The organism is Proteus sp. fly-1008, assembly GCF_040140305.1.
Taxonomy (GTDB): domain Bacteria; phylum Pseudomonadota; class Gammaproteobacteria; order Enterobacterales; family Enterobacteriaceae; genus Proteus; species Proteus vulgaris_B.
In genome coordinates this window covers 29376-42663 of sequence record NZ_JBEEWH010000007.1, presented here as the reverse complement: position 1 = coordinate 42663, position 13288 = coordinate 29376, and the positions used below count along the sequence as shown (strand labels likewise).

Annotated in this window: 10 protein-coding genes; 3 read left to right on the top strand and 7 right to left on the bottom strand. The window is 38.0% G+C overall.

Translation table 11 applies throughout. The features are described 5' to 3' along the window. Positions 1 to 227: 227 nt before the first annotated feature. Entirely contained in the window at positions 228 to 698 is a 471-nt protein-coding gene (gene argR, locus ABN256_RS12680; protein ID WP_006535714.1) for a transcriptional regulator ArgR, read from the top strand. A 63-nt stretch (positions 699 to 761) separates the two neighbouring features. Here the strand turns inward: argR and mpl are convergent, their stop codons facing one another. Beyond that, a complete protein-coding gene (mpl, locus tag ABN256_RS12675) occupies positions 762 to 2141 on the bottom strand; it encodes a UDP-N-acetylmuramate:L-alanyl-gamma-D-glutamyl-meso-diaminopimelate ligase (protein ID WP_196554266.1) in 1380 nt (459 codons plus the stop codon). A gap of 164 nt (positions 2142 to 2305) precedes the next feature. Between mpl and fbp the strand changes: the two genes are divergently transcribed. Both fbp and ppa read left to right on the top strand, forming a co-directional pair. Beyond that, positions 2306 to 3313 carry a class 1 fructose-bisphosphatase gene (gene fbp, locus ABN256_RS12670; protein WP_023583589.1) on the top strand — a complete coding sequence of 336 codons (1008 nt, stop codon included), beginning with the start codon at positions 2306 to 2308 and terminating at the stop codon, positions 3311 to 3313. 199 nt (positions 3314 to 3512) lie between these two features. After that, positions 3513 to 4040: an inorganic diphosphatase gene (gene ppa / locus ABN256_RS12665; protein WP_072069581.1), complete on the top strand. Its 528-nt coding sequence runs from the start codon at positions 3513 to 3515 to the stop codon at positions 4038 to 4040. Positions 4041 to 4126: 86 nt separating this feature from the next. Here the strand turns inward: ppa and ABN256_RS12660 are convergent, their stop codons facing one another. From ABN256_RS12660 to tamA, 6 genes are all read right to left on the bottom strand, one after another. Beyond that, entirely contained in the window at positions 4127 to 5299 is a 1173-nt protein-coding gene (locus ABN256_RS12660) for an MFS transporter (RefSeq protein ID WP_340894766.1), read from the bottom strand. A gap of 8 nt (positions 5300 to 5307) precedes the next feature. Continuing rightward, entirely contained in the window at positions 5308 to 6600 is a 1293-nt protein-coding gene (locus ABN256_RS12655) for a dTDP-4-dehydrorhamnose 3,5-epimerase family protein (protein WP_340894763.1), read from the bottom strand. A 49-nt stretch (positions 6601 to 6649) separates the two neighbouring features. Continuing rightward, entirely contained in the window at positions 6650 to 6913 is a 264-nt protein-coding gene (locus tag ABN256_RS12650; protein WP_340894760.1) for an XRE family transcriptional regulator, read from the bottom strand. Between the two features lie 363 nt (positions 6914 to 7276). Continuing rightward, positions 7277 to 7624, bottom strand: a complete 348-nt coding sequence (locus tag ABN256_RS12645; RefSeq protein ID WP_340894759.1) for a gamma-glutamylcyclotransferase family protein — start codon at positions 7622 to 7624, stop codon at positions 7277 to 7279. 5 nt (positions 7625 to 7629) lie between these two features. Then, positions 7630 to 11454 (bottom strand): autotransporter assembly complex protein TamB, encoded by a 3825-nt coding sequence (gene tamB / locus ABN256_RS12640; RefSeq protein WP_425355526.1) that lies wholly within the window; start codon positions 11452 to 11454, stop codon positions 7630 to 7632. Beyond that, positions 11451 to 13193 carry an autotransporter assembly complex protein TamA gene (gene tamA / locus ABN256_RS12635; RefSeq protein ID WP_072069587.1) on the bottom strand — a complete coding sequence of 581 codons (1743 nt, stop codon included), beginning with the start codon at positions 13191 to 13193 and terminating at the stop codon, positions 11451 to 11453. The genes tamB and tamA overlap by 4 nt, the downstream gene beginning before the upstream one ends. Positions 13194 to 13288 lie beyond the last annotated feature (95 nt).

Sequence of the window (13288 nt, the reverse complement as noted above, 5' to 3'; positions counted from 1 at the left end):
AGTGGCTCTATCTCCTTACGATAATCATTTAAGCTTATCATTTATTTAACAAATATTTCACTTCCTTAAATTATCACATTCAAAGTCGATAAATAAAATTTTTTTGTAGTACATTCTACTTTACAATTTTCAGTAGATTACCTCTCACCTTTCATCGTCTTTTGTTGCATAAAAATTCACTCCTCTGCATAATACGCAGGTTATTGATAACTCACTAAAGGTGAACTATGCGCGTTCCTTCTAAGCAAGAAGACTTGGTTAAAGCGTTTAAAGCCCTGCTGAAAGAAGAAAAATTCAGTTCACAAGGCGAGATTGTGACGGCATTGCAAGAGGCTGGATTTGATAATATTAACCAATCCAAAATCTCTCGTATGCTAACAAAATTTGGTGCAGTAAGAACCCGAAACGCCAAAATGGAAATGGTATATTGCCTTCCAACTGAACTTGGCGTGCCAACAGCAAGTAGCCCATTAAAAAATCTGGTACTCGATATCGACCATAACCATTCGGTTGTGGTGATAAGAACTAGTCCAGGTGCGGCACAACTTATTGCACGTTTATTAGATTCATTAGGCAAAGCAGAAGGGATCCTCGGCAGTATTGCAGGTGATGACACTATATTCTCAACACCAGCGCCTGGATTTTCAACAGAAGAGTTGCGAGATGCGATCCTAAACCTGTTTGATCAGGAATTATAATCTCTTTACTCTAACGTCCTAAAATAAGCCACTAAACATTCAGTGGCTTATTTTTATTTATGACTAATACTGATCCTCTGATCCTTTAGGCTGAGCTAATTTTTTAAGCAGCTTTTCATGTATCCCACCGAAACCACCATTACTCATAATTAAAATATGATCGCCCGCTTGGGCTTCTTTCGCAATCATATCCACTAAGGCATCAAGGTCAGTACTCCAACGAGCTGGTTGTACGCAATGCTCTGCAATATCACTCACTAACCATTGAATATTCGGTGGCTGGAATAGAAACACTTCATCAGCTCGACCTAATGCTGGAGCGATATCATCCTTGCTAATTCCCATTTTCATGGTATTTGAACGAGGTTCTAACACCGCAATAATACGCGCGGTTCCACCGACTTTACTGCGTAGTGCTTCAAGCGTTGCTAAAATCGCCGTAGGATGATGTGCAAAATCATCATAGACACTGATCTGGTTTACTTCGCCACGTAACTCTAAGCGACGACGCGCATTAACAAACTTATCTAATGCTTCACAAGCGTCAGCAGGTAAAACACCAACATGATGCGCAGCAACTATTGCCATTAAGCCATTTTGCATGTTGTGTTCTCCAGAAAGCCCCCAACACACTTCTCCAACCTGCTCGCCTTTATGAAACACCTCAAAATGACTACTGTCATTAGTGAGTTTTTTAGCTTGCCAATCGCCTGTTTCACCCGTGAATTCTTGTTCGCTCCAACATCCCATTCCAATGGTCTGTTTTAAATTCATATCGTTGTCAGGCATGATGATTTTCCCACTGCCAGGAACGATACGAACTAAATGATGGAATTGTTTTTGAATTGCCGCTAAATCGTCAAAAATATCGGCATGGTCAAATTCAAGGTTATTTAAAATCAGTGTGCGAGGCGAGTAATGCACAAATTTAGAACGCTTATCAAAGAAAGCGCTATCATACTCGTCGGCTTCAATCACAAAGAAAGGGCTTTCACCTAATTGCGCTGAAACTTGGAAATTACCGGGCACACCACCAATCAAAAAACCCGGCTTATAACCACAATCTTCTAAAACCCAAGCTAACATACCTGCCGTTGTTGTTTTGCCATGGGTTCCTGCAACCGCTAATACCCAACGTTCTGGTAAAATATAATCATGTAGCCATTGAGGGCCCGAAGTATAAGGCAGACCTTTTTCAAGTACAGCTTCAACACAAGGATTTCCTCGTGTCATTGCATTACCAATAATTACCATGTCAGGAGCAGGTTCTAATTGTTTAGGGTCATATCCCTCAATCAGTTCAATTCCCTGCTTTTCTAATAAGGTACTCATTGGTGGATAGACATTAGCATCAGAGCCTGTGACTTTATGTCCCTTCGCTCGAGCTAAAATGGCAAGACTTCCCATAAAGGTGCCACAAATACCAAGAATATGAATGTGCATGAATTTCTGTCCAATAGCATGAAGTTGGTCACTATTCTAACGATCAAAAAGCAGATAAGGAACGGATTAACCTTTGAATCATTCGATTCTTTGGCTAAACTTGCCACCACCAAGGAGATTTTCCTCCTTTTTTACTTTACCCACTCACATTCAGGACCTGCGTCATGAAAACATTAGGCGAATTTATCGTCGAGAAACAACAAGATTTTCCCCATGCAACTGGCGAACTTACTGCATTGCTTTCGGCAATTAAGCTTGGGGCTAAAATTATCCACCGTGATATTAATAAAGCAGGGTTAGTCGATATTTTGGGTACTAACGGTGTTTCTAATGTTCAAGGTGAAGCCCAGATGAAACTGGATCTTTACGCGAATGAGAAACTAAAAGCGGCATTAAAAGCACGTGGTGAAGTTGCGGGTATCGGATCAGAAGAAGAAGATGATATTGTAATCTTTGAAGGTGATCGTGCTGAAAATGCTAAGTATGTTGTACTAATGGACCCTTTAGATGGTTCGTCGAATATTGATGTAAACGTTTCCGTCGGGACAATTTTCTCTATTTACCACCGTATTACGCCTATTGGCCAATCTGTAACATTAGATGACTTCTTACAACCTGGTCATCGTCAAGTTGCAGCTGGCTATGTCGTTTATGGCTCATCAACCATGTTAGTTTATACAACAGGTTGTGGTGTTCACGCCTTTACATATGACCCTTCTTTAGGTGTATTCTGCCTATCTCATGAAAGTGTACATTTCCCACCAACAGGAAATATGTACTCTATCAATGAAGGTAACTACATCAAATTCCCATTAGGTGTCAAAAAATACATTAAGTATTGCCAAGAACAAGATGCAGCCACTAATCGCCCTTATACCACTCGTTATATCGGTTCTTTAGTCGCTGATTTTCACCGTAACTTACTAAAAGGCGGCATTTATATCTATCCAAGCACTGCAAGCCACCCTACTGGTAAATTACGTTTACTCTATGAATGTAACCCAATGGCGTTTTTAGCAGAACAAGCTGGCGGTAAAGCAAGTAATGGTAAAGAACGTATTCTTGATATCGAACCTAAAGAGCTTCACCAACGTATGCCTTTCTTTGTAGGTACTAAATCGATGGTTGAGCAAGCTGAAAGTTTTATGGCGCAATATCCAGACGAAGAATAATTCATTGGTCTAGCACCAACATAGATAAACCGGGCTTCTTTTTCGTCCGGTTTTTTCATCTTTGAAAATAGAACTTCTTTTTATTTACTGCTTATTTTTACGTCATAACGCAACATGTTCGGCAAAAAACGGGTATTGTTAAAAACTTTTCGCTATACTACAGGCCACGTAAAATTAATTTTTTTATAGGAAATTTTTTATGAGCCTGAATCATGTTCCTGCTGGTAAAGAACTACCAGAAGATATCTATGTTGTTATTGAAATCCCAGCAAATGCTGATCCTATCAAATACGAAGTTGATAAAGAAAGTGGCGCACTGTTTGTTGACCGTTTTATGTCAACCGCAATGTTCTACCCATGCAACTACGGTTACATCAACAACACATTATCTTTAGATGGTGACCCAGTAGACGTTCTGGTTCCAACTCCATACCCATTACAACCAGGTTCAGTTATTCGTTGCCGTCCTGTTGGCGTACTGAAAATGACTGACGAATCAGGTGAAGATGCAAAACTGGTTGCAGTACCACACACTAAACTGAGCAAAGAATACGATCACATTAAAGATGTGACTGATTTACCAGAACTGTTAAAAGCACAGATCAAACATTTCTTTGAGCACTACAAAGATTTAGAAGCTGGCAAATGGGTTAAAGTTGACGGTTGGGAAGGCGTAGAAGCTGCTAAAGCTGAAATTCTTTCTTCTTTCGAACGCGCTAAAAAATAATTCTGACACTATCAGAATAACTAAGTAAGTTATTATTTAATAATTTACTGATGAAAAAGCTCTTCATTTTATTGAAGAGCTTTTTATTATGGTACGACTCTTTTCTTCAAACACATTATAAGCAATCCACCACTTATCAATGTAATAGCAATGGCGGCTATCATTAATGTATAAACCACTGAAACATCCCCTGTTGAAAAAAATAAAAGTCCTCCCACAATCGGTAAGATCAATTGATTCAATAAGATGATTAGAGATGACACACTTGCTAATTGATTGAGAGGAATAATCTCAATTCTAAGCATTCTTAAAATATTTCCTGAAAAGACTTTCCCAATAATTGAAATTGCATAACTAATAAAAAACAAGATCATGGAACCTTGGAAAAATACTAGGAAAGAAGAGCTGATAGCAATAATCAAAATTGAAATAATGGTGAGTGGCCTTCTACTTATATATTTACTTAAATAGCTATATAAGTATGTACCTAATACACCACAGATCCCCGCTGCAATATCAATAAAACCATAATATTTTATAGGTAATTTCATAGAGCGATCAATTAACGCTGTACCACTAGATTCAATTAAGCCATCAAACATATTGTTACCAAGAGCAACAAAAATAGAAAATAGAATTATCGGTGATGATATAATGTAAGTAATCACCTTATTAGAAAAAGTTATTTTTTCAGAATTATTTTCATTAATTCTATTTTTTTCCTTATAAAGGAACAAAAAGAAACAAGCATTAATAAAATAAAATATAATTGGTATAACAAGTAAATATTTATAGCCATAATCAATAAAAAAAATGCCAATGAGAGGGCCGATAATCATCCCTAAGAAATCCATTCTAGACATCATATTAATATGGTGTTCTTTATTATTACTTATCGATGCTATGATTTTTTCATACGAAATAAGCGTTTGAGAATTTCCAATCGAAATTAAACTTCCAACTAATCCAAAACTTACTGCTATCATCATTTCAGACGTAAAATCTGCATATAATAAAAATAAGCATCCTGTTATTTTAAAACCATCAGAAATAATAGATATAGGACGAACACCTAGGCTATCTATATATTTACCAAGCAGAGGAATTAAAAAAATCCGAGGTAACCACCATAGTGCGTATGTCAATCCTGCATATTCAATACTCGTTGTTAACTGATAGACAATAACAGGGGTAAGAAAAACCATTAACCCATCAGCAGTTAATACAAAAAAAAGCATATAAAAAAAGACAATACGCATAATGAATACTAAACCTTTTCTTTAATTAACACTTTAATTGGCTGGTTATTTTCATCATAAACAATAATTGATTTTGGCGTATGATGAGTGGGCTTATGTTTCATTAACTCTTGTTGTTTAGAAACAAGGAATTGATAATAACTTAAATCTGCTGCTATTTTATTAACACGATAAGATTGATAATTTTTATTAGCAATTTTCCAGTCGATCACATCATGGCCTGGAATATATTCTTTTTCTTTGTCTAAATAGATAACCGGCCGATTAACAGTAATAATATTCGCCATATTAAATAAAGCATGAGCAACACCACAGGGGATCACTAATTCAATATTTGGTGCAGGATTAAAAACAATTTTATCTTCATAAAAAAGCGTGGGTGAATTTTCACGCATATCCACCAGCTTAACGGTAATTTCATGAGATATATCGCCTAAAAAAGTTAAATGATCTTCTTGCCCTAAATGTAATCCATAAGAGTCAAAATCATAATCCTCATGACCATGCTCAACCAGATACATAGGGGATTGCCGCGTTAATGGGACAATCCCACTCTCTTTGCCAGTATGTAGAGTCGCCATTTTACAAAATTTAACACCTAAAATAGTCGATATAGGTAATTGTTGTTTTTGAGCATCTACCATTTTTTCTCGAAACCTTAAATTAATCTCATCGCCATTATCTAAGCGGATTTTACGGGTTTCAGAGTGTAGAAATCGATGTTGACTTAACCATTGTTGTTGTATCTCTGCAATCCGATGATAGACCAGCGCAGAGGCTTCTTCTGTCATTGGTTCATAGCCTTCAATCTCATTAATATCGACATTTTCAGGGAGGTTTATCACATCATTATTAGGTGACCAATTTAATGTTTCATTTGCTAATTGCTCGATTGTGGGTAAAAAAAGAGAATAGCTATTTAAGGTAAAAACATTCTCTAGATGAGAAAAAGTATGAGCGACCCCAGGGGGAATAATGAGTGTTCTTGCGGATGATGGCGTTATCTCAAAACTTAATTCTGATTTAAATGTTGGTGAGTTTTTACGACAATCAATAAATTTAGCTAATATTTTTTGTTTTTCATCACCTAAAAAAGTTAATGTATCTTGTTGACCAAGATGAATGCCATACTGCCCATAGTTAAATTCACTTTTACCATGGTAAACAATATTAATAGGATAGGTTGTTGCGAAAGGAATAACATAAGATTGTTGTTTTCCATTATTTACTCGCCAGCGAGCAATCCAATATAATCCTACAATATTAATATTTTTATTTAATTCATTAATATCCTTATTCACTACTGCCTCCTATGCAGTTAAAAAAGCAGCCTTATGGCTGCTTTTTTTATTAAATACTGACAATTTCAATATCATATCCAAGTAACTTTGCACTTTTTTTTAATGCATCTAAATTAGTTGTATTTAATTTTAAATACTTATCATCGGCGGGTGCATTTTTAATACCGGCAAGATAGGCGAGTTTATCTAATGCATCTGTTGTTACCGTTTTTGTTTGTAATATCATGTCAGTAAAACGATTATTTACTATATTATGTTTTACGTCTTTTGGTGGATTATTATAAAGTTGAGTAATATCATTTAATTTATCCATAAAATTACCTTATTTCACTATATTAATAATAGGAGATTTATCTCTGTTCCTCTTAAGCAAAACTGTTTTAACATTAAATTTATTTTGTTGTCAATCGGGTCTACTATTAATAATATTCATATCATTATAGATAAAAATAAAATAAATAATTACCAACTTAAATTTTAAAGTAAAACAATATAAATATTTATGAGCATTATAAATATGACTACCTCTACTATAAATAATAAAATAGTAATAAAAATTAAAGCTTATTATTAATTTTATAGAAATTATATTTTCACTAAAAATAAAAAACGCGATATAAATATCGCGCTTTCTATCATTACTGAGTCATCTATCGTAATAGCTAAAATTCGCCAATTACTCTTCTTCGTGACGTTTTAGCCAATCTCCGCTTTTGATTTCTCTCAACCCATCAACTGGCTTTTGATACAGATAGATCCAAGCACTGCCATAAGGCGTTGAAATCAATTGTCGCTTGTAATCCTGATCATTCTTTTTCAATTCATCAAGCTCTGTCAAGATAGAGGGAGTTATCCGATAGACTTCGCACTCTATCTCTCCTTCACCTTCAACAACCGCAGGATAGAACCCTAAATCATAGAGTTTGTACCCCACTAACGTATGCTCACCTAAAAGTTGCGCATACGTCATCCAGTGATGGTTACCTTGGTTCTGCCGTAAACTTCCATAAACAATAATTCGCATATAATTTAAAACTCAAATTGATAAAGCAGATCTATTGCCTGATTCATACCAGACACTGCTTGTAAATACAACCTGGGCATCAAGCGATAACGTAAGGTTAACGTCGCTAGCGAATCAAATATACCCACTCCATACTTCACTTGTAGATCGTTCGTTATCTTACCGCTGACCACGACTTGTGAGTTATCCCCCACACCTTGTGTATCAAGCGCTAAATCCGAAACACCAAAGGTTTCACCTATGCGCCCTACAAGCTGGCCACTCTGGCCAACGCCTAATCCTATCAACATTGCTGTCATTTGTGATGAATCAGCATCACCACTGTCTAGACCTTCGCCTCTTAACAAATAAGATAATGCTTCTTGTTGTGTTTTAGCAGGCTCAGAGAAAATCTCCACTTTAGGCTGGTCAGCAAGCCCAGTTACTCGAACCCCCGCAATCACATTATCTGCGGTATTATCTGGGTTACGAATAGCCTCGATATTTAAGTAAGGTTGATCAACGGGTCCAGAGAACAAGATTTGGCCCTTACGGACTTGTAAGTCTTGCCCATAGGCTTTGAATTCCCCTCTTGGAATATCAACTTGCCCATTTAAACCTAGTCCTTGTTTATTCTGATTGACTTTAAGTGTTCCCGTCAATCTTGCTTTAAGCCCAAATGCGTCCAGCGTCACATCATCACCAATATTAATCGCTAAATTGCTTTGAATTGGAATCGATGCCTCTTTTGGTGCTATAGGTTGTAAGTTTTTATCTAGCATCACTTCATCAGAAGATGCCGATACTGCTGATTCTGGTAATTCTTGAACCACAATACGAGCCCAAGGGATATCAATACGACCATCTAATTTCAGTAAATGAGGGCTAGCCTCAAAGACGAGATCAGGATTAACATCAATACGCACCATTGGAGGTAATGACACGCGTAGTTTATTACCATTAGCGGCTACCACTGCGCGCCATTCATCTAACTGACGCCAATCTGCATTCCCAGTAAGGTTTAAGTAACCTTCTGGTGTCTCAATTCTGCCGCCTAAGTCCGATGTTGCGCCATTGAATCGAACATCAACATTACCTTTCGTAATATCAAATGGGATCCAATGCCCGACCACTTTTAATTGATTAATCCCGAATTGACCAAATAACAGTGGCGATTGAGCACTTCCTCCTAAACGTAATTGGGCACCAATATTCCCTTGAGCAATTTCACCTTTACCTAAGAACGGTTTGATTAAATCTAATGTCAAATTATCAATATCAACCGTACCTGATAGTTGGCGCTTTTTCTCAAGATCGGCAACATGTACGTTACCTTTAAAATCACCATTACCTGCAATGCTAATCAGCCATTGCAATGTGGCTTTACCATTATTCATACCTGCATTTAAGGTAATAGCATCAAAATCAATAGGTAAAATCGTTCCTTCAATATTCTGTTTTACCGCAACACCTTGCCCTTTTAGATTGACAGATGCTTTCGGTAATCCACCTTTTGAATTCCATGTTGCAGTGGCATCCCCTGTAAATACGCCTCGAACAGAAGTTTCAGGTGGTAAGAACGGCTTTATCATTGCTAAATCAAAACGTGTTAGCGTAATTGCAGCAGTTCCACTTTCACCCACAGTTATCGCTTTAGGAACACAGACTTGTGCATTTGGGTTCACCCAGCAATGAGAGCCAATCGTAATCTCTTGCTTTTCTGCCAACAAATTCAGCGCCATTGCTTTATTTAAACGCCACTCACCCACTGGGGTATCAAAAGCCGTATTATTTAGCGTTCCTTTCCACTGTTGGTTCTCCTTATCGAATGATCCTGCTAATGTCAGCCCACCAGAAACAGGTTCGCCATCCATTTTCAACGTGAGTTTATGTTGTTTTTCTGTACCTGCTGCATCTAACGTTAAATTACGGATAATTAAATCTGCTTGTCTTAACTGACGTGCAGTAATAGCCAGTTTGCCACCAATCTCTTTATCAGACTGAACATCGCCTTTAATCGTAATAGATCCAACACTCACTTGATCTTGCCATTTAATGCCCTGAGCGTTGATATCAGCAATAATCTTCGGTGCATTAATGTCACCTCGAATATTCACCTTACCTTTTACAACACCAGCAAGTCCTGGCACTAAACCATTTAATCCTGGTGCATTAATATTGGCATCTAATGCCCACTTGTCACCTAGATGTCCTTCTATATCAAGCTTATTCTTACCCAGTATCAGATTTAATTGAGGAATATTCCATTGCCCAGAATCATTACCATAGGCATTCCCTCTCGCCTTGATAAGATTATTTTTAATATTGCCATCTAACGTAATTTCAGGAACACGTAATTGCCAACTTCCACCATACAGGCTTCCCGTTGTAGCAATACGCCCATCTAATTTGGCAGGCATATCAGGATACTGTTTTGCGGTATTAATTCCTGAAATAGTGAGCAACGCATTCCAACTAATTGCTTTACTCCAATCAGCCACACCTGTGATATCAGCGTGGCCTTGTAATGCAGCTAAACGCAGGCGTGTTAACTCTATTTTTTCTTCATTACCTTTTGCATCCAACATTAATTTGGCTGGCGGGATCTCCTGACCTTGGATATCAGAACGCAATGAAAGGGTATAATTATCCGTCTGACCATTGAGACGTAGTCGAGTGTCATTAAGTTGATACTGTACATCCCCAGTTAATGGCCAACGTACTTTTTGACTCTCTAAGGTCAGTTTTAATGGAAGATGTGGCTTGGCGAGCTCAGCCTGTGCATCAAGTGTAGCAGTTACTGTTCCAGTTAAAGAAAGTGCTAATTTAAGCTCTTCGAGCAACGCACCTTGTAAAGAAAGTGTCGCTTTTTGATCTTTAAAATCTTCCAAGCCCACAACATCACGAATGGTAGCGTTGATATCTAAATTAACAGGCCATTGTTTATCAAGCGTGATCCCCCCTTTTAAACTGACCTCACCTTCTGACGCATCAACACGTAATTTAGTGAGATTAACTTGCTTACCTTGAGTATTCGCTTCAAAAGATAATTGTTTGATAGTAACTGGGGCATCCCCACTCACTTGTAATTGCTTACCTTCAATACCTTCAATATTGATATCTACAGGAATAATAATTTCAGGTAATTCAGCCAATAATGGCTTAGCAAAGATCGTTTTAATTGTGTCTGCTAATGCCTGTTCTTTTTCTTCTGGTGTTTTAGGTTCAGCTTTAGGTTTTGCAGTTACGACTTCTTTTACATCTTGGGTAACCGCTTCAACACTACCTTCTTCCGGAGTCTTAGGTAACGCCACCAGCAAATCATTAATAACAGTTGGATTTAATGTGACTTGGCGACCTTCCCACTGTGCACCTGTTTTAAACTCATCCAGCGAGATTGCCATATCGTCAATCTTCACATGCGTATTTTCTAATGAGAGCGAGTTTAAATAGATAGGTAACGGAGCATTAAGCTCAGTTAAAGGATCTGATGGTGGGGTTTCTTCAGAGGGTGGGAAAGCACTAGTATCAACATTAACAACCACATCGCGTGTCGCCAATGTATCAATGCAAACTTGTTTATCCGTTAGGCATGCTAAACGTAATCCTAACGATAACTCACCCACATTCACATCAACTCCGGGCATTTGATATTCAACACCCGTTAAACGCAGATCTTTCCAGCCACCATTAACATCTTTGATAACTAAGCCTGGAACCCAGCGAGCCGCACTATTAATGGCAAAATGCAAACCTGATTGTGTTCCTAAGATCCAAGCTACAGCACCAAATGTAAGCAAAATAATGATAAGGAGTGTTAACGCAATCCATTTCAACCACTTTTTTATCATAACTCTGCTCCTAACCCGATATAAAACTGGAGTCTACGTTTATCAACGTCACTCACAGGTAGTGCTAAATCAAATTTAATTGGCCCAACAGGTGATGCCCAACGTACACCTGCACCAGCACCGGTTTTAAAATCGCTGCGAGTAAAATCATTAACGGCTTCACCACTATCAATAAAGACAGCACTCCACCAATTACCCGTAACGTTATATTGATATTCTACCGATCCAACGAGCATCCTTGATGCCCCTGTTAAATTACCTTTACTATCTTCTGGTGAAATACTTTGGTATTTAAAGCCTCGAACACTTCTATCACCCCCTGCAAAGAAACGTAATTCAGGAGGTACTCGTTCAAAAGCATTGGTTTCAATCCAACCAAAATTGCCTCTTACAACAAAGCGGTGCCCTTCCCATGGTGTACGTATCCACACCTGTTGCGCTTGGAATGCAGCAAACTCAACATCTGAACCCCATATTTTATTGGAGTAGTCTAATGAGTAACGTTGGCTATCTCCCCAATAAGGCATCATACCGCCACGTTGACGTACTCGACTGGCAGTTACACCGGGATAAAGCAACATGGTGGTATTTGTGACTTCACCTTGGGTAAAGTGGCTGAGACTCCAACGTGTATTCACACTGTATTGCCAGCCTGTAGACATATCCCAGTTACGAGACACATTTAACGTTGTGGTATCAGAGCGAGTATCATTTAAATCAGTACGTTTAAAACCACCTTGAACACCATAATATTGCTCTAATGGATTGACCTTAAGTGGAATTTTATAGTTTGCTCCAATAGATTGTTCAGGCTGAGAAACACTAATGTTGGAGGTTAAACTATGGCCACGCGAATTCATCCATGGTTTATCCCACTGCATATTAAGGCGAGGACCAACATCGGTGGCATAACCGCCACCAAGCTCTACATAGTTACGAGAACGAGGTGTTACAACTGCGCTCATCGGTAAAAGATGAGAACCTTCAGCCCGTGCTTTTGCAATATCAGGAGTAACAACCGCAGAGTTAAACCATCCTGTTGCGGCTAAGCGTCGGTTGAATTCAGCCAGATCTTCAGAGGCGTAATACTGTCCTTCTTTAAAAGGAACAATATTTTGCAAATAGTCTTCGCGGATTTGAGAGCCAGTATAATTTACTTTGCCAAAACGATAACGTTCACCACTATTAAAGACAAAATCCCAATATGATGCATGGTTATCTAACGAGACGCCTAGCTGGCTTTTATCCATTTCTGCATCAAAGTAACCACGACGGATAGCAAGTCCTGTTAATGAACCTTTGAGCTTTTCATAATCACCATGGTTTAAAACACTATCAAGAGGAGGAGTATTTTCTTTAATTACTTTTGCGTATTGTTCGTCTGTTTTAGCACCACCTTCAAGAACAATATCGACCCCTTTAAGTAAAATAGGAATGCCTGGTTCAACTTTAGCGGTTAATACAGAGCGCGTTGGTGGTGTATTTTCTTGGTAAGAAAATGTCACACTAGGCTGATAATAGCCTAAAGGGCGAAGTCCTTCTTGAATTGCTTTTTCAACACGCGCACGAAAACGCCCGTCAGGTGCAACTTCTTCTGTTGTAATGTTTGATAGCTGGACTCGTGCATTTTTTTCGAGTTGCCCTTCTAAACCTTCTACTTTTAAACGCAAACTTGCCCCATAAGCAACAGGTGCGATAAAAGACAGACAGAGAACGTAGATAACGGAGTATCTCGGCACGTTTTCTCCTCAATATGATTTAATCCATGTGATAAATTGACGACAAACTGTTTTAAGCTTTATTGTAGATTTAGTTTATAACAATATTAAGCCTT